This window comes from Chromatiaceae bacterium (assembly GCA_016714645.1).
Taxonomy (GTDB): domain Bacteria; phylum Pseudomonadota; class Gammaproteobacteria; order Chromatiales; family Chromatiaceae; genus M0108.
Window position 1 is genome coordinate 395,479 of record JADKCI010000001.1, and the last position, 16,996, is coordinate 412,474.

Genomic DNA, 16,996 nt, shown 5'->3' on the forward strand with positions numbered 1-16,996 from the left:
GGCCGGGACAGGAGGGCACTGGCCTGGCCTCGCGGCTGGCCGGGCCCAGGCTACTTAGGTGGGCTTGGCGTACTCGAAGGCGTCGGAAAACATGTGCTCCCGCCCAAGCCCGGCGGCGGCGAAGGCGTTGCTGCCGCTCTCGACCATGATGGGCGGGCCGGCCAGATAGACGTCAAAGGGGCTCATGTCCGGGTGGTCGGCCAGTACGGCCTGGTGGACGTAACCGGTACGGCCCGTCCAGTCCGGGTCGGGTTCCGACAGGACCGGCGTGTAGCGGAAATGGTCGTGATCCCGGGCCCACTGGCTGGGCAGTTCCGGCAAGTAGAGATCTTCCTGCTGGCGCGCGCCCCAGTAGAGGTGCATCGGGCGGCTGATGCCCAGGTACAAGGCGTGTTCGATGATGCCCTTGATGGGGGCGAAGCCCGTGCCGCCGGCCATCAGAATGATGGGGCGATCCGAGTCCTCGCGCAGGGTGAAGGTGCCCAGGGGGGCCTGGATACGCAGGACGGCCTTCTCCGCCAGGGCGTCGAAGATGAAGCTGGTGAATTGGCCGCCGGGGACATGGCGCACATGTAATTCAATGAGGGCGTCGTCATGAGGGGCGTTGGCGATGGAAAAGGCGCGCCGCTTGCCGCCCTCCAGCAGGAAGTCCAGGTACTGACCGGCCAGGAAGGGCAGGCGCTGGTTTTCCGGCAGCTTGAGGTGCAGCCGCACCACGTCGTGGTTCAGGGCCTCCTTGTCCACCACCCGGCAGGGCAGGGTGCGCACCTCGATCTCGGCGGCGCCCCGGATCTCGGTGACGCCCAGGACCAGATCGCTCTCGGGCACGGCCTGGCAGACGAGGCAGGCGCTGGGCTCGCGGCCTGCCAGGGCCTGGATGTTACCGCTGGGGTAGGCCACCCGCCCCGCGATCAGGGTGGCCAGGCAAGAGCCACACTGGCCGCCACGGCAGCCGTAGGGCAGGACCATGCCCTGGCGCAGGGCCGCCTCCAGCAGGGTCTCGCCCGCCTCGGCCTGGAAATGGCGGCCGCTGGGTTGCGTCTGGATGTCGAAGGTCATGGCGCGCTGGGCCTCGTTGGAGTAGGAGCTAAGGGCGGGGCGACGGTGTGACCGGTGCCCGATTGGTGGGAAAAGATGCGCCCAGTAGGCCCTAATTGCAATAAACTCCCGGCCAGAATCCGGCGTGGCCGGACTGGCGAGAGAGAGAATGATGCCATGTGGATACTGGGCTGCGGCTATATCGGCCAACGGTTGGCGCGCGCTTATCGGGATCAAGGTTATCCCGTCACCGCCGTGACGCGGAGCGAGGCCAGCCGTCTGGCCCTGGCCGTAACGGGCATCCAGGCCCTGGCCCGGGATCTGACCAGGGATCCGCTGGATGACCTGGGCTGGGCGGGCGAGGAGCTGTTTCACCTGGCCCCCCCGCCACCGGACGGGGTCGAGGATGGCTTGACCCGGCACCTGGTGGCCTCCTTCCGCCAGGCTGGTCATCCCCGCCGCCTCGTCTATCTGAGTACCACCGGGGTCTATGGCGATTGCGGCGGGGACTGGGTGGACGAGACCCGGCCGCCGGCGCCGGTGGCGGATCGCTCCCTACGGCGCTGGGATGCGGAAGAGACCCTGCGGGCCTGGAGCCGGGAAGCGGGCGCCGAACTGGTGATTCTGCGAGTGGCGGGCATTTATGGGCCAGGCCGCCTGCCCCTGGAGCGCATCCGTCAGGGCCTGCCCCTGGCGCGCGAGGAGGATTCACCCTGGTCGAATCGCATTCACGCCGACGACCTGGTGGCGGCCTGCGTCGCCGCCATGGCGCGCGGCGAGCCGGGCCGTGTCTATAACGTCTGCGATGGCCATCCCTCCACCATGACCGACTATTTCCTGCGCGTCGCCGACGCCGCCGGTCTGCCGCGACCGCCCCTCGTGCCGCTCAGCGAGGCCGCGGGGCTCCTGTCCCCGGGCATGATGTCCTATCTGGCCGAATCCCGGCGCCTGAGTAATCGCCGGCTGCGGGAGGAACTGGGCGTCAACCTGAGTCACCCCGACCTGGCCCAGGGACTGCCGACCTGCTTCTGATGCCCGGCGGGCCGGCGGGTCCGCACCGGCGTATAGTTCCAGGCGCTAGGGCGGCTCCACCAGCGCCATTTGATTTCATGTTCGTCGGCATTGCCGAACCCCCGAGAGGTTTCGGATGCCTCTGGCCAGGCAGGTTAGGTTGACCTTGCGTGTTTCAGACCGTCTTCCCAGACCGCGCCGATGGCCGAATGCAGGGTCGATGAGATGCGTGCGTCTTGTCTTGACTGGTCCAGCGTCTCGCTCATGGCTTGGGCGATGCTCTGAATGATGGCCTCGGGGTTGGCGACGCCGCAAAGACGCCGACCGAACGACAGGAGCTCCGTGTGGGTCGGGTAGGATCTGGTTTGGTGCCTGCCTCGGAGCAGTTTGAGGGCCATAGTCCGGTCTTCCAGCTCGGGTCCGCCTTCGTAGCGGGTGTAGCGGTAGATGGCCGTGGTGACGACATCGAACATAGGCGCCAGCCAGGCGTCGCTGGCCGAGCGATAGAGGAGCCCAAAGTTCTTCAGGTGGGCATCCCCATTGCGCACCATCACCGAAAAGGCGACCTGCTCGAAGAAGCGGCGCAGGTTCTCCCGTGGCAGTTGGAGTTGTTTGAGCAGCTCGGCGATGGCTTGATAGCTGCCCTGATATTTGCGATCAGACAGGGTGTCCCGGACCCGCAGGCCAGCGAGCGCGGCGATGTCCTCGAATCCGAGCCGTTCGATGCTTCCGTCATTCCGATCAATGAGGTCGAAGCGATCGAGCACCAGCAGTTGGCCATCGTTGGACAGGGCGAATCCGGGGGTTGCGATGCCGGCTTTCCGGGCGGCGCTCAGACATAGATATTCGTTGGCCGCGAGCTCTGGATACGAGGGTCCGGCGGCTTTGACGATCAGCGATGGCATGGGCACCGTGGCGCGATCGGGAACCATGATCTTGGGCTGCACGCCGGCGATCCCGGCACCCGTGCTCAGATAGGCGCGGATCAGCTCGGCAAAGACCTGGGGGGTAAAGGGCAGATTCAGCAGTTCAGCCCTGGAGATCGGCGGCGCGGGCGCGGTCGGTGGCTGCTCCGGCAGCTTGTAACCCAGACGGCCGATGCCATTGCGGCCGATGAGCGCCAGCAGGTGCATGGGCGTGGGCGGCTGTTTGGGGAACAGGGCCCGGATGCGCATAAAGAGGTCGCCCTCGGGCAGGTTCTGATCCATGCTCGGGAAGAGGTCGCCATCCCGCCAGGTGAGCTGGGTGCTGGCGGGCATCAGCAGGGCCACGGAGGGCTGGTGCCGAGCGGGTGACAGGTACCTGAATTCGTAGATGGATGTCCTCAGTAACTGACCAGCGCCGAGGTTGTCGCCAATGGCCACCTCCAGCAGCGGGATTTTTTCAGGCAGCATCCTCGTCATCCTCATCCAGCCCGAATCGGGCGGCCACTTCCTGCATCGTCGGTAAACCGGCTTTTTCCAGCCGCATGGCGAGTCCCAGCGCCCCGAGCACCGCCATCAGGGAGGAGAGGGTGACATCTTCCCCGCGCTCAAGGCGGTAAATTACTTCACGCACCTTGCCGGCCCGCTGGGCGAGCTCCTTTTTCGACAGGCCGAGCTCGAGACGGCGCGCGCGTAGCAAGGGGCCAAGCTCATCAAGCAAGCGTATTATGTCAGTCATAGCAGACATTTTTCGCCGAATGACTTCAATTTGCAAGTTGTGGCTGACATGAATTCCTCGCTTCCCCGTCGGTGGCTGGTCTCGGTTCTGGATCCCGATCGGCGTGAGGCGCCCGATGCCATCGCCGGGGAGAATCGCCGGCCGCGGGAGGATCAGGGCCTGAACCTGAGTCCCCCCGACCTGGCCCAGGGGCTGAAAAGTTGCTTTTGATGCCCGGCACCCTGTCCGGTCCAGCCCGCGATACCGCAACGGCCGGCAGGGGTCGGCATAAGTTGGATGGGCCCTGATGGCTGGCAATCACCGCCTGCTTATCCTAGTATCAGCGCCACCTAGAGCCCTCCCCCTGGGCTGATGCGGATCCCTGACCCAGGCCGCCAAGTCAGGGCCGACCAGGACTCGGCTACCAGAGATCCCGCCCTGATGAAACCCCGTCATCTGCTGCCCGCCTTGCTGGTGGGCGCCCTCGCCCTCCTGGGCTTCCAGGCCCCCGTCAGCGCGGCCACCTTCTGCGTCAACACTGCGGTCTCACTGCAGAACGCCCTGATTGTTGCCGCCGCTAACGGCCAGGACGACGAGGTCCAGATCGTCCAGGGCACCTATGTCGGCAATTTCGTCTATACCAGCACCGAGGCGCAGGCGCTGTCCCTGCGAGGAGGGTACACGCCGGGCTGCTCAACGCGGACGCTGGACCCGACCAATACCATGCTGGATGGCAACAATCATACCGGCTTGGTTCTACAACTCTCGGCGGGAGCCTTACCGGCGAATTTCTGGATTGAAGGGCTGACTATTCGCAATGGGGTGGGTGGGCTGTCCGCGAGCAACGGCGGTGGTGGGGAGGTGGCGGTCGAAAATAATCACATTCGTGATAATTTGGGCGGTGGCGGCGTGTCCCTCTACGCCACGACCGCCATGCTCAACAACAATGACATTTCGGGCAATGCGACCAACTACGGCGGCGGTGGAATCTCTATCGGCGCGACCACCGCCACGCTCACCAACAACACCATCACGGGCAATGCGGCGTACCACAGCGGCACCGGCGGGGGGGTGTATCTGTACGCCATGACCGCCACGCTCACCAATAACACCCTCTCGGGCAATACGGCCGCCGGCCAATCCGGCGGCGCCGGCGGCGGCGTGTTTCTGGAAGCCACGACCGCCACGCTCACCAACAACACCCTCTCGGGCAATACAGCCGACAGCCACTACGGCGGCACCGGCGGCGGCGTGTATCTGATAGCCACGACCGCCACGCTCACCAACAACACCCTCTCGGGCAATACGGCTGGCTACGGAGGCAGCTATACCCGTGGAGGCGGCATGTATCTGTCCGCCACGACCGCCACGCTCACCAACAACACCCTCCAAGGCAATGTTGCAGGGCCAGGCGGTGGTATATCAGTTAGCTTCCGAGGCCCCGCAACCCAAAGCTGGGTGGCGCTCTATAACAATCTTTTCTGGCAAAACCAGGCCGCATGGAATTTGGGTGCGGACTTTGATATCGAAAACTCGCTAGCCTCCCAAGTAACCTTATTTGCCAACAATTTTGATTGGACCCCTACGATAGGATTCCGGGTCGGCACCCCGATCTATCTGGACGCCAGCAACCTGGATAAGGTGGACCCCCTCTTTGTCGATGCCACCTCGGGCGACCTGCACCTGATGCCGGCCTCGCCCATGATCGACACCGGCTATCCCGCGACCCCGGATCTCCCCGATTTCGATCTCGATGGCACCCCGCGCGTCTTGGGCGAGTCCGTGGATATCGGCGCCTACGAATTCGACGATGGTAGCGACCCTAAGGCCATCCTGTCACTCGCCCGGGCGGGCACGGGCGGCGGCACCGTCACCAGTGCCCCAACGGGCATTGCCTGCGGCAGTGATTGTTTCCAGGCCTTTGACCTCGACACAGTGGTGACCCTGACCGCCACGCCGACCGATGGCAACTCGGTCTTCGAGGGCTGGGGCGGGGATGCCGACTGCGCGGATGGCCAGGTCACGATGTCGACCCATGCAAGCTGCACCGCCACCTTCGCCGCCGTCCGCCAGCTCACAGTGGCAAGGCAGGGTTTAGGAGGCGGTCTCGTCACCTCCAACCCCGCGGGTATTGACTGCGGTGTGGCCTGTCAGGCCCCTTTCTACTTGGGTGAAAGGGTGCAACTGACCGCCACCCCGGATGTGGTTTCGACTTTCGTGGGTTGGTCCGGGGATGCGGCTTGCCCCAATCCCCTGCTGGACGTGAACCGGTCTTGTACCGCGACCTTCGACCCAAAGCTTTACCGTCTTTATGTTTTTGTCGCCGGCAGTGGTGGCGGCACCGTCACCAGTGCCCCGGCGGGTATTCAATGCGGGACGGACTGCGCAGAGGACTATGTCGCCAATACCCGCGTGACCCTGACCGCCACGCCGGCTACCACTGCGACTTTCGCGGGCTGGACCGGACCCTGCACTGGGATTGATCCCACCTGCGAGGTCACTATGTCCCAGATTCAGGGCGTCGCCGCCATCTTCAATCTCAAGACCTATCCCCTCACGGTCACCAAGGCCGGCACGGGCGCGGGCACCATCCTCAGCGTACCCGCTGGCATCGACTGTGGCACCGCTTGTAGCTGGCCTTATAGCCACGGCACCCCGGTCACCCTGACCGCAACACCCGCGCCCACCAGTCTCTTCACGGGTTGGAGTGGTGGCGGCTGCTCCGGGACGGAGACTTGCACGGTGAGCCTGACGACCGCCGAGACGGTCTCCGCTACCTTTGAACTTAAGACCTATGCCCTCACGGTCACCAAGCGGGGCACGGGCCAGGGCATCGTGACCAGTAGCCCTGCGGGTATCGACTGCGGCCCGGCCTGTTCCGCCTTCTTCGACCACGGCGCCCTCGTCACGCTAACCGCCCAGCCCTCTGCCGGGTCGGGATTCGCCGGCTGGAGCGGCGCGGGGTGTGCGGGCACGGCCTGGACCTGTCAGGTCCCCATGACCGCCGCGGCCAGGGTCACCGCTACCTTTGTCCCACTCTCGCTGCGCATCAGCGACCTGAGCCAGGCGGAGGGCACGGGCGTCAATCCTCGCTTCACCTTCAACGTGACCTTGAATGCCAAGAGCAACGTCACCATCAGCGTCAAATATGCCACGGCCAACGGCACGGCTACCACGGCGGATCGGGACTATGCCAGCCGGAGCGGCACCTTAACCCTTAGCGCCGGCCAGACCAGCAGGCCGATCACGGTCCTGGTGACCGGCGACGCCAGGCTGGAGGCCGATGAGACCTTCTTCGTCAATCTCAGCGCCCCCAGCGGCGCGACCCTGGCGGATCGCCGGGGGCAGGGGACACTGATCAATGACGACTGAGGGTAGGTGATGCGGCCCGGAGGGAGGGCAAGGGGATCCGTCTCGGGACGTTCGCCTTGGGGCGGGTATCCCCCCTGGGGATAGGACACTTAGGTAGTGCGCCGAGGAGCGCGGGCGTGGCGGACCGGCAGTGCGAGGGCCTGAAAAGTTCTTTTTGATGTCCGGAATCCAGACGAGCCCGAGCCGAGCCGGTCGGCAGGCTGGACTAGCGATGGTCGCGGGCCGATAATCCCGTCTCTTTATCTCCGTCCCCTTTGCCCGGCGCGCCACCCGGCCCGCCGGATTCACCCACCCACGAGAGTATTCCTATGAGTGCTAAAACCAGGCTCCTGAGCCGTTCTTTCGCCGTTGCCGCCCTGACGGGGCTCATGTCCTCGTCCGCCCTGGCGGTTACGGACGCGGATTTCCGCTTTGACTCCACCGAGGACCTGGTCCACGTCTGTTCGGTACCGGCGACGGCCCCCGAGTATCTGACGGCGACCCTCGCCTGCAAGGCCTTCATCGAGGCCACGGTTCAGTACCACGATGAAGTGACCGACCGCAAGAAGCTCAAGCCCCTGCTCTGCTATACCAAGACCGCCACCATCGATGAGGGGCGTACCGCCTTTCTGGCCTGGGCCCAGAAGAAGGCCAGTGACAAGAAGCTGATGGCGGAGCAGCCCGTCGTGGGCCTGATGCGTGCCTTGGCGGCCAAGTACCCCTGCAAGAAGTAAGGCGGCCGCGCCACCCCTTCCCGGGGCGATTTCACCGCGAAATCGCTCGATTTTGGAGAGCTTTATGAAAAAGATTGTGACGGTTTCCATCCTGGCCCTTTCGGCCCTGTCCCTGACCGGCTGTGGCACCACCACGGGCGAGCGGGCCGGTAGCGCCGCCCTCATGGGTGCGGCGGGCGGTGCCCTCATCGGTTCCCTGAGTGCCCAGGCCGGCGCCGGCGCCCTGATTGGCGCGGGTGTGGGTGCCTTGGGCGGTTACCTCTACGACCAGCACCAGAAGGGCAACATCGATTGATGATCCCTCCCCGAATTCGCTCAAGGGCGGATTCGGGTCCCCTCCTTACTCCCCGCCCCGCTTGTTAGCCCCTGTTCGCTTGACCCAGTAGCCGGTGGTGGCGCCTCCGCTGGATTTCGGTCTCGCTGTCATGGGTTGCGCTCTCAGGTTCCTCACGCTCAATGACGCTCGATCCGCCCGTCCAGGGTGGCATCCAGCTCACCCTGGCGGCGGAAGGCGGCCACCAGCAGGTCGGAGATGAGTTGCCCGCTGTTGACCGGGTGGCGCAGCCCGGCCAGCATCCCGTAGCCGTCGCCCCCCGCGGCCAGGAAGTCCGGGACCACCAAGGAGTAGTCGGCCGCGGGATCCAGGGGCTGGCCGTTCAGGGTCACATCCAGCGCCTTGCCCCCTTGGATGCGCAGCCGTACCCCGGAGACCTGGAGGAAGCCGCCGGGGTGGTCGGCGGGGTCGAGTCCGGCACTGTAATCCAGGGCGGCCTGGAGCTCCGCCCCGGTCAGCACCCCGGTCACCAGTTCGTTGCGGAAGGGGAAGGCCTGGTAGATCTCCTTCAGCCGCACCTCTCCGGCGGGGATACTGGCGCGGAAGCCGCCGGCGTTGAAGAGGGCGACCTGCGCCCCGCTATACTCCCGCGCCAGATCCGCCACCAGGTTGCCAAAGGGGGCCTCGCTCACGCGAATCAATTCCCGCTGGGCGCTCAGCTCCCGACCGGCGCGTCCCACCACGGCCAGCAGTTCCTGGTCCGCCCGGGCTACCAGCCGCTCCACCTTGGCCGCGATCCTGGGGTCCACCGGCGCTTGGTCGTCCACCGGGATCAGCCGATAGTCCCACTTCAGCAGGCGATCCTTTTCCACCTCCAGGTCCAGACGCCCCAGGTAGGCGCCCCGCTCGCCGGCCTGGACAATCAGGACCTCGTTTTCTTCCACGGGCTGATCGAAGCGGAAGTGGTTGTGTCCGCCGATGATCAGATCCACCCCGGCCACGCCCTGGGCCAGGCGCCGGTCCCCCGCCAGCCCCAGGTGGGAGAGGATGATCAGCAGGTCGGATTGGGCGTCGAGCTCCGGCACCAGCGCTTGCGCCACGGCCAGCGGATCGCTGACGCTGAGGCCCAGGACGTTGCGCGGGTGGCTGGCGGTGACCAGTTCCTCGGTCGTGAGGCCGAGTACCGCCACCCGCGGTCCGCCATCCGGGTGGAAGAGGGCGAAGGGTTGCACCGGCAGGGGGTCGGGCGAGGCGCTCAGATTGGCCGCGAGGAGGGGGAAGTCGATCATGCTGGCGAGCTTGCGCAGGTTATCCTGGCCGAAGTCCACCTCGTGGTTGCCCACCGCCGCGGCATTGACGCCGATTTCCTCCAGCAACTTGATGTCCGGCCGGCCCAGGTAGAGGGTCGAGGTGGTGGTGCCCTGGAGGAGGTCACCGGCGAAGAGGATCAGCACCGGCCGCTTTGGGTCCTCGGCGCGAATCGCTTCAACCAGGCCCGCGAGGCGAGCGATCCCCCCGAGGACCTTGCCGCTCTCCTGGTCCGCGTAGGGCTCCAGTTGCCCGTGGAAGTCGTTGAAATGGAGCAGGGTCAGGGGCTGGCCCGCCGCCGCGATCAGGGTAACCAGGGCCAGGGGTAGCAACAGGAGGGGACTCAGGCGCATGGTCGATATCTCAGGGTTGGGATCAGGCAAGGCCACTCTATCCCGAGGCAGGACCTTGGCGGTTTGCGCGGCAACCCATTCCGCGCCTTGTCGTATCCATTGAATACACTTAGGTTCATGGCTCGCCATGGCTGAATTGTCTCTGGCGCCTACATTCAGCGGCGAGCGAAACGCGTCCGGTGTAACGCTAAGCCAGGCTCTGGCGGCGCACTCGCAGGTGGCGGGATAATAACCCATCCTTCCTCGGCGTGTTTATCCTGCCGGGCTTTTAAGTCGGCAAAAATTCGATCTAAATCATAATCCAGGCTGGCGGCGTGTTGTTCACGAATGGCACGAACCTCTTGGATAATACTATCACTCATCTTCGCCTCCCATGAGTTCTTCAGGTGTGCAAATAAACGGCAATAATAAACCTTTACCCCTGAAATTTTCAGCAATTCGAGCCTGAATTTCAGGATTGGCGATGTGCCTACAGTTCCAGGTCAACAAATAGTCTACGAAATGAACAGTTGCTATCGAAATATGCAATGCGTCTTCGCTTGCTTTCGCCGGAACTATGTCGGTTGCTACCAATTCCTTGGCAATCTCGATGCTTTGGAGCGTGATTTCAAGTAGAGGGATGCCATGTAACGCGGCAAGTCGTTTGCTTGCCGCCTCTGGATCACCAGCGGCGCATTCTGTCAAAACCAGTTCCGAGGCGGAAAGTTCAAATTCCTTTCGCCTATCCCAAAATAAATAGGTGCTTTGTTGGTGTCCGGCCTCAATCACATTTTTGCTTGGGCGAGCCGTCAGGTAACTGATAACAGACGTTTCAACGTATACCTTGCGTTTGGTCATCGTTATGCTTGAATTCTTCGCGGAAACCGGTGACCAGCAGCAGGATGATACCGAGGGTGATGGCGCTGTCGGCGACGTTGAAGGCGGGCCAGTGCCAGGTGCCGACGTAAAAGTCGATGAAATCGACCACGCGCCCGGTGAGTACCCGGTCGATCAGATTGCCGATGGCGCCGCCGATGACCAGCGCCAGGGCGGCGGCGGTGGTCCGCTCGCCCTGGGCCAGGCGCGTGAGCCAGATGACCAGGGCGATGGTCATGACCAGGGCGAAGGCGGTGAAGAACCAGCGCTGCCAGCCGCCGGCATTGGAGAGGAAACTGAAGGCCGCGCCCTCGTTATACATGAGGGTGAAGTTGAGCAGGGGCATGACGGTGACTGGGCGGAAGGGCAACAGCAAGGCCTCCGCCAGCCATTTGGTGGCCTGATCCAGGACCACCACCAGCAGGGAGAGCCAGAGCCAGCGGGTCATGGCGGGATGGGCGATGCGCTTCATGACCCCGTGAACTCCGATCGTGTGGATGCGGTAACGCGTGGCTCATGCAAAGCGCCGCTCCTCGCCCACCCCGGCGACGTTGGTAAGGCAGCGGCCGCAGAGTTCCGGGTGCTCGGGGTTTTGTCCCACATCTGCCCGCAGATGCCAGCAGCGGACGCATTTGGCGTGGAAGGATTTGCGCACCTGGATGGCGAGGCCCTCCAGTTCCGTGTCCTGGGCATCGGCGGGCTTGTCCGCCAGGGGCAGGACCCGGGCGGCGGAGGTGATGAGGGCAAAGCGCAACTCGTCCGCTAGCCGGGCCAGAATCGCGACCAGTTCGGGGGCGGCGTAAAGGTCGATCTCCGCGTCCAGGGATGAGCCGATGAGGCCACCTTGGCGCGCGGCCTCCAGGGGTTTGGAGACCGCGAGCCGCACCGCCAGTACCTGGTCCCAGAAGGCGCGATCGAAGGCGTCGCCGGCGTCCAGGGTAAAGAGCCCTGGGTACCACTCGGCCAGGAAGACCGAAGGCTCCCGTTCACCCGGCAGGTAGCGCCAGATCTCGTCGGCGGTAAAGCTGAGGATGGGCGCCAGCCAGCGGGTCATGGCCTCGGCGATGTGGTACATGGCGGTCTGGCAGGAGCGCCGGGGCCGGCCGTCGGTCGGGGTGGTGTACTGGCGGTCCTTGATGACGTCCAGGTAGAAGCCGCCCAGGTCCACCACGCAGAAGTTGTGGATCTTCTGGTAGATGAGGTGGAACTGGTAGTCCCGGTAGGCGGCGATGATCTCCTCCTGGAGCTGGTAGGCGCGATCCACGACCCAGCGGTCCAGTTCGAGCATGTCCGTCGCCGCGATCAGGTTGACCGATGGGTCGAAGCCATTAAGGTTGGCGAGCAGGAAGCGGCCGGTGTTGCGGATGCGCCGGTAGGCGTCGGCGGTGCGCTTGAGGATCTCGTCGGAGACGCTCATCTCGCCGCGATAGTCGGTGGCCGCGACCCAGAGGCGGATGATGTCGGCGCCCAGGGTCTTCATCACGTCCTGGGGCCGCACCACGTTGCCCTTGGACTTGGACATCTTCTCGCCCTTGGCATCGACGGTGAATCCGTGGGTGAGGACGCCCCGGTAGGGGGCGCGGTCGTACATGGCCACCGAGGTCAGCAGGGACGACTGGAACCAGCCGCGGTGCTGGTCGGAGCCCTCCAGATAGAGGTCAGCGGGGGAGCGCAGGCCCTCCCGCTGCTCCAGGCAGCAGGCGTGGGTGACGCCTGAGTCGAACCAGACGTCCAGGGTGTCGTGGACCTTCTCGTATTCAGCCGCCCCGGCGACCCCGATCAAATCCGCCGCGTCAAGGGCGAACCAGGCCTCGACGCCCTGGGCCTCGACCCGACGGGCGACCTCCTCGATCAGCTCCGCGGTGCGGGGATGCGGGGCGCCGGTCTCCTTGTGGACCAGCAGGGGGATGGGCACGCCCCAGGTCCGCTGGCGCGAGATGCACCAGTCCGGGCGGTTGCGCATCATGGACTCGATGCGGGAGCGGCCCCAGTCCGGGGTCCAGGTGACGCCCTCGATCTCGCGCAGGGCGGCGTCCCGCAGGCCCTGCTTTTCCATGCCGATGAACCACTGGGGTGTGGCGCGGAAGATGATGGGGGTCTTGTGGCGCCAGCAGTGGGGATAGCTGTGGGTGAAACGCGCGGCCTGGATCAGGGCGCCCCGAGCCTTGAGGGTATCCACGACCTTCTCGTTGGCGCTGAAGACATGCTCGCCGGCGAAGAGGGGGGTGTCGGGCAGGAAGCGGCCGTCGCCGCCCACGGGGTTCTCCACCCGCAGGCCGTAGCGGTTGCCAACCAGGTAGTCATCCAGGCCATGACCGGGGGCGGTGTGAACGGCGCCGGTGCCCGCCTCCAGGGTGACATGCTCCCCGAGGATGATGGGCACCTCGCGGTCATAAAAGGGATGCTGGAGTTGCAGCCCCTCGAAGGCGTCGCCCCGGCCATAGGCGATGACCCGGTAGTGGTCGATGCCCCAGCGGTCCAGGTTGTCGCGCATCAGACCCTCGGCCAGGATGAGGCGCTCGCGGCCAGGGTCGCCCTCGGTCTGGATGAGGACGTATTCCAGTTCGGGATTGAAGGCCACCGCCTGGTTGGCGGGCAGGGTCCAGGGGGTGGTGGTCCAGATGACCACGGACAGGGGGCCGTCGCCGCGCCCGTTGGGCACCGAGTGACAGCGGGTAAAGAGGGCCTCCTCGTCCAGGACCGGGAAGCGGACGTCGATGGAGATGGACGCCTTGTCGGCGTATTCCACCTCGGCCTCCGCGAGGGCGGAACCGCAGTCGATGCACCAGTGCACCGGCTTATAGCCCTTCTGGACATGGCCATTGGCCAGGATCACGCCCAGGGCGCGGATGATGTTGGCCTCGAAGTGGAAGTCCATGGTCAGGTAGGGGTGCTCCCAGTCGCCAAAGACCCCCAGGCGCTTAAAGTCGCGGCGCTGGCCATCCACCTGGCGCGCGGCATAGTCGCGGCAGGCGCGCCGGAACTGGGCCGCGCTGATCTTGGCGCCGGGCTTGCCCTCCTTCTTTTCCACCTGGAGTTCGATGGGGAGGCCATGGCAGTCCCAGCCCGGCACATAGGGGGCGTCCAGGCCGTCCAGGGTGCGGGACTTGACGATGATGTCCTTCAGTACCTTATTGACGGCGTGGCCGATATGGATGTCGCCGTTGGCGTAGGGAGGGCCGTCGTGGAGGATGAACTGCCTGGCCCCCGCCCGGGCGGCGCGAATCTGGCCGTAGAGGTCCATGGCCTCCCAGTGGGCGAGCAGCTCCGGTTCCCGCTGGGCGAGGTTCGCCTTCATGGGAAAACCAGTGTTGGGGAGGTTGAGGGTGTTCTTGTAGTCGCTCACGGGGCTGGGTCCTGAGGGAGGCGGTAAGGCGAAGGGGTGAAGTTTACCCTTTTTTGCCGGGATTCGACCTGGCCCGATTGGGCCAGGGGCTCAGGAGAATAATCGGTCGTAAATGCGGAAACCAGCCACATAGGTGCCGATGGCGGCGCCCAGGTTGCTCAGGAGGAAGACCTGGAGGATGCGCAGCACCCGGTTGCGCCACCAGCCCCGGAATTGGGCCGCGTCCTGGCGCAGGCGTCCGAAGTCACCCATGTTCGGCTTGCGTAGATAGAGTTCCACCGGTCCCGTCACCATGCCGGCGCCGATGGCCGGGTTGAGAGTGGTCAGGGGCGCGGCGACGAAGGCCGTCAGCACCGTCAGGGGGTGCCCGCCGGCGAGGAGGGTGCCGAGGGCGGAGAGGCTACCGGTGATGAGAACCCAGTCCCAGACGATGGACCAGCCGTCCTGGGGGTTTTGGGCAAAGCCGAAGGCGAAGCCGGCCACGATCAGGGCGAGGATGACCCAGGAAATGAGCTTGGGCCAGGGGCTGGGCGGAGGCAGGCGCTCCAGTTCCGCGATCTCGAGGCGGGGGTCGGGACGGGGTTGAGCGCTGTCATGAGTGGAAGCCCCCGGAGGCGGTTCAGACTCGGCCGCCCGCAGGTAGCCGGCGACGCCCTTGAGGTGGCCGGCCCCCAGTACCGCCAGCACCCGGCCGTGGCCCTCCCGTTCGATCTCCTCCCGCAGACGGGCGGCCATGTAGCGATCCCGTTCGTCGATCAGGGGCAGGAAGAGGTCTTGGCGGTTGCGGGCGAATTCGGCGAAGGTGGTCTCCAGCACATCACCCTCCTTGAGGCGCTCGATCTCCGCCTCGGGGACCTCCTCGTGGGAGACCAGGGTGAGGACCAGGCCGGAAAAGAGTTCGAGCCGCTTCCACCAGCTCAGGTTAGCGGCGACGCGCTTGAGGGTCACGCCGATCTCGCGATCCACCAGCAGGACGGGCAGATGGCGTTCCCGCGCCTGGGCGATGGCCATGCGCTGCTCGGCCCCGGGTTCGATGCCGAACTGATCCGCCAGGCGCTGCTGGTAGGCGGCCAGGGCCAGGCTGGCGACCACCATGGCCACGCGCCCCTGGCGGATGACGGCGAAGAGGTCCATGCGCGCCAGGGCGTCCGGGTCCAGGAGGGCCTGATAGCGGCTGGGGCAGAGTTCCACCGCCACGGCGTCGAAGTGCTCCTGCTCCAGGAGCTCCCGCACCTTGGCGGCGCTGGCGCGGGAGACGTGGGCGGTGCCGAGGAGGGTCAGGTGGGTAGCGCCGATCTTGATGTCGATGCGGGGCTCTTCGGGGCCCCGGTTGGGCTCGGGCGCCGGGTCTTGGCTGGGCTCGGCTTCAGCGAAGGGTTGGCCGGGCTCGGCTAAGGGTGTGGCGTGCTCGGCCCGCGGCTGCCGCGGGGTATCGGGAACGGGGTTGGCTGCCGCCTCGGGGTCTCGGATCATCGCCTGCCGCCCATCAGGGAGCCCAGCAGGCCGCGCACCAGTTGGCGGCCCAACTGGCTGCCCACGGAGCGCAGGGCGCTGGTGGCGAAGGCCTCCAGGGGGCCTTGCCGGCTGGAGCCGCGGCGGGCGGCGGGGGCCGGGGTGGACTCCCGCGTGGCCTCCTCCTCCCGGCTGGAGTCCGCTGCCCGGCCCTGGAGGATCTCGTAGGCGGATTCCCGGTCCAGGGGCTCGTCATAGACCCCCTTCACCAGGGATTCGGCCATGAGGGCGCGGCGCTCGGCGGGGGTGATGGGGCCGATGCGGCTGCCGGGCGGGGCCACCTTGACGCGCTCGACGATGGTGGGGGTGCCGGTCTCGTCCAGGGTCGAGACCAGGGCCTCGCCGACCCCCAGGTTGGTAATGAGGGCCTCGGTGTCGAAGGCTGGGTTGGGCCGGAAGGTCTGGGCCGCTACCCGTACCGCCTTCTGGTCGCGGGGGGTGAAGGCGCGCAGGGCGTGCTGGACCCGGTTGCCCAACTGGCCGAGGACATCGTCCGGCACGTCCGCCGGGCTTTGGGTGACGAAATAGACGCCCACGCCCTTGGAGCGGATGAGGCGCACCACCTGCTCGATCTTGTCCAGCAGCACCTTGGGGGCGCTGTCGAAGAGCAGGTGGGCCTCGTCAAAAAAGAAGACCAGGCGGGGCTTGGGGACGTCGCCCACCTCGGGCAATTGCTCGAACAGCTCGGAAAGCAGCCACAGCAGGAAGGTGGAGTAGAGGGCCGGGGTGTGGATGAGTTTGTCCGCCGCCAGCAGGTTGATGTAGCCCCAGCCGTGCTCGTCGGTCTGCATCAGGTCGGCGATGTCCAGGGCCGGCTCGCCGAACAGCTTGCCGGCCCCCTGTTCCTCCAGGGTCAGTAGTTTGCGCTGGATGGCGCCGACGCTGGCCTTGGAGACGTGGCCATAGTCGCCGCCAACCGCGGCGGGGTCGTCCGCCAGATAAGCCAGGAGGGCGCGCAGGTCCTTGACGTCCAGCAGCAGCCAGCCGTTGTCGTCCGCCAACCGGAAAACGATGTTGAGCACCCCTTCCTGGGTCTCGTTTAGGCCCAGGAGGCGCGCCAGCAGCAGGGGACCCATTTCCGAGAGGGTGGTGCGCACCGGATGCCCCTGGTCGCCGAGGATGTCCCAGAGGGTGACCGGGCAGGCGTGGGTCGAGAAGTCCCCTGCCCCGAGCCCGAGTTCCGCTACCCGGGCCTCGACCTTGGCGTTACCGCCGCCGGGCTGGCCAATGCCCGCCAGGTCGCCCTTGACGTCGGCCATGAAGACGGGGACCCCAATGCGGCTGAAGGACTCCGCCAGCCGCTGCAGGGTCACGGTCTTGCCGGTCCCCGTGGCCCCGGCGACCAGGCCGTGCCGATTGGCCATGGCGGGCAAGAGATAGGCCGGGCCCAGGCCTTTGCCGATGAGGATGGGGTCTGTCATGGGCGCTGTCTCCGGAAGTAGGGAAGGACAAGATGGGCTTGATGCGTGCAATCCTACCGATTCGCCCCCCGAGGGCCAAGTCCCGATGTTTGAGCCTGGGGGGCTGGGGCGCGATCCTATTCCAATGGTTGTAGTTGGCCTCCTTGGCATCC

Annotated in this window: 15 protein-coding genes; 5 read left to right on the plus strand and 10 right to left on the minus strand. The window is 65.8% G+C overall.

Going from position 1 to position 16,996, the window contains the following annotated elements; translation table 11 throughout:
* Positions 1–54: 54 nt before the first annotated feature.
* Complete coding sequence (locus tag IPN92_01855; GenBank protein MBK8637064.1) at positions 55–1,059, minus strand: CDP-6-deoxy-delta-3,4-glucoseen reductase; 1,005 nt, start codon at positions 1,057–1,059, stop codon at positions 55–57.
* 156 nt (positions 1,060–1,215) lie between these two features.
* On the opposite strand from IPN92_01855, the gene IPN92_01860 reads away from it, so the two are divergent.
* A complete protein-coding gene (locus tag IPN92_01860; protein ID MBK8637065.1) occupies positions 1,216–2,070 on the plus strand; it encodes an SDR family oxidoreductase in 855 nt (284 codons plus the stop codon).
* Positions 2,071–2,204: 134 nt separating this feature from the next.
* On the opposite strand, the gene IPN92_01865 is transcribed toward IPN92_01860, so the two are convergent.
* The gene (locus tag IPN92_01865; protein ID MBK8637066.1) at positions 2,205–3,443 is read right to left on the minus strand and encodes a type II toxin-antitoxin system HipA family toxin; all 1,239 of its coding nucleotides are present in this window, start codon (positions 3,441–3,443) and stop codon (positions 2,205–2,207) included.
* Entirely contained in the window at positions 3,433–3,711 is a 279-nt protein-coding gene (locus IPN92_01870; protein MBK8637067.1) for a helix-turn-helix domain-containing protein, read from the minus strand. Before IPN92_01870 ends, IPN92_01865 begins: the two co-directional genes overlap by 11 nt.
* Before the next feature lie 48 nt (positions 3,712–3,759).
* Between IPN92_01870 and IPN92_01875 the strand changes: the two genes are divergently transcribed.
* The 4 genes from IPN92_01875 (at position 3,760) to IPN92_01890 (ending at position 8,070) form a co-directional block, all read left to right on the plus strand.
* Positions 3,760–3,921 carry a hypothetical protein gene (locus tag IPN92_01875; protein MBK8637068.1) on the plus strand — a complete coding sequence of 54 codons (162 nt, stop codon included), beginning with the start codon at positions 3,760–3,762 and terminating at the stop codon, positions 3,919–3,921.
* Between the two features lie 210 nt (positions 3,922–4,131).
* The gene (locus tag IPN92_01880; protein ID MBK8637069.1) at positions 4,132–7,062 is read left to right on the plus strand and encodes a right-handed parallel beta-helix repeat-containing protein; all 2,931 of its coding nucleotides are present in this window, start codon (positions 4,132–4,134) and stop codon (positions 7,060–7,062) included.
* Positions 7,063–7,370: 308 nt separating this feature from the next.
* Entirely contained in the window at positions 7,371–7,775 is a 405-nt protein-coding gene (locus tag IPN92_01885) for a hypothetical protein (GenBank protein MBK8637070.1), read from the plus strand.
* A gap of 64 nt (positions 7,776–7,839) precedes the next feature.
* Entirely contained in the window at positions 7,840–8,070 is a 231-nt protein-coding gene (locus IPN92_01890; protein ID MBK8637071.1) for a hypothetical protein, read from the plus strand.
* A 158-nt stretch (positions 8,071–8,228) separates the two neighbouring features.
* On the opposite strand, the gene IPN92_01895 is transcribed toward IPN92_01890, so the two are convergent.
* The 7 genes from IPN92_01895 to IPN92_01925 all read right to left on the minus strand — a co-directional run bounded on the left by IPN92_01895 (position 8,229) and on the right by IPN92_01925 (position 16,844).
* Positions 8,229–9,710, minus strand: a complete 1,482-nt coding sequence (locus IPN92_01895) for a 5'-nucleotidase C-terminal domain-containing protein (GenBank protein MBK8637072.1) — start codon at positions 9,708–9,710, stop codon at positions 8,229–8,231.
* Positions 9,711–9,865: 155 nt separating this feature from the next.
* On the minus strand, positions 9,866–10,072 hold the full coding sequence (locus tag IPN92_01900) for a hypothetical protein (GenBank protein ID MBK8637073.1): 207 nt from the start codon (positions 10,070–10,072) through the stop codon (positions 9,866–9,868).
* On the minus strand, positions 10,065–10,547 hold the full coding sequence (locus tag IPN92_01905; protein MBK8637074.1) for a type II toxin-antitoxin system VapC family toxin: 483 nt from the start codon (positions 10,545–10,547) through the stop codon (positions 10,065–10,067). Before IPN92_01905 ends, IPN92_01900 begins: the two co-directional genes overlap by 8 nt.
* A complete protein-coding gene (locus IPN92_01910; protein MBK8637075.1) occupies positions 10,522–11,013 on the minus strand; it encodes a lipoprotein signal peptidase in 492 nt (163 codons plus the stop codon). Before IPN92_01910 ends, IPN92_01905 begins: the two co-directional genes overlap by 26 nt.
* Positions 11,014–11,079: 66 nt before the next feature.
* Positions 11,080–13,911: an isoleucine--tRNA ligase gene (ileS, locus tag IPN92_01915; GenBank protein MBK8637076.1), complete on the minus strand. Its 2,832-nt coding sequence runs from the start codon at positions 13,909–13,911 to the stop codon at positions 11,080–11,082.
* Between the two features lie 90 nt (positions 13,912–14,001).
* Complete coding sequence (locus tag IPN92_01920) at positions 14,002–15,384, minus strand: TraB/GumN family protein (protein ID MBK8637077.1); 1,383 nt, start codon at positions 15,382–15,384, stop codon at positions 14,002–14,004.
* Entirely contained in the window at positions 15,381–16,844 is a 1,464-nt protein-coding gene (locus tag IPN92_01925) for a DUF853 domain-containing protein (protein ID MBK8637078.1), read from the minus strand. The genes IPN92_01920 and IPN92_01925 overlap by 4 nt, the downstream gene beginning before the upstream one ends.
* Positions 16,845–16,996 lie beyond the last annotated feature (152 nt).

Coding starts and splice junctions, on each gene's coding strand:
- IPN92_01910 (MBK8637075.1), bottom strand. CDS start 11,013: ATGACCCGCTGGCTCTGGCTCTCCCTGCTGGTGGTGGTCCTGGATCAG.
- IPN92_01855 (MBK8637064.1), bottom strand. CDS start 1,059: ATGACCTTCGACATCCAGACGCAACCCAGCGGCCGCCATTTCCAGGCC.
- IPN92_01870 (MBK8637067.1), bottom strand. CDS start 3,711: ATGACTGACATAATACGCTTGCTTGATGAGCTTGGCCCCTTGCTACGC.
- IPN92_01890 (MBK8637071.1), top strand. CDS start 7,840: ATGAAAAAGATTGTGACGGTTTCCATCCTGGCCCTTTCGGCCCTGTCC.
- IPN92_01925 (MBK8637078.1), bottom strand. CDS start 16,844: ATGACAGACCCCATCCTCATCGGCAAAGGCCTGGGCCCGGCCTATCTC.
- IPN92_01895 (MBK8637072.1), bottom strand. CDS start 9,710: ATGCGCCTGAGTCCCCTCCTGTTGCTACCCCTGGCCCTGGTTACCCTG.
- IPN92_01900 (MBK8637073.1), bottom strand. CDS start 10,072: ATGAGTGATAGTATTATCCAAGAGGTTCGTGCCATTCGTGAACAACAC.
- IPN92_01885 (MBK8637070.1), top strand. CDS start 7,371: ATGAGTGCTAAAACCAGGCTCCTGAGCCGTTCTTTCGCCGTTGCCGCC.
- IPN92_01860 (MBK8637065.1), top strand. CDS start 1,216: ATGTGGATACTGGGCTGCGGCTATATCGGCCAACGGTTGGCGCGCGCT.
- IPN92_01905 (MBK8637074.1), bottom strand. CDS start 10,547: ATGACCAAACGCAAGGTATACGTTGAAACGTCTGTTATCAGTTACCTG.
- IPN92_01875 (MBK8637068.1), top strand. CDS start 3,760: ATGAATTCCTCGCTTCCCCGTCGGTGGCTGGTCTCGGTTCTGGATCCC.
- IPN92_01880 (MBK8637069.1), top strand. CDS start 4,132: ATGAAACCCCGTCATCTGCTGCCCGCCTTGCTGGTGGGCGCCCTCGCC.
- IPN92_01865 (MBK8637066.1), bottom strand. CDS start 3,443: ATGCTGCCTGAAAAAATCCCGCTGCTGGAGGTGGCCATTGGCGACAAC.
- IPN92_01920 (MBK8637077.1), bottom strand. CDS start 15,384: ATGATCCGAGACCCCGAGGCGGCAGCCAACCCCGTTCCCGATACCCCG.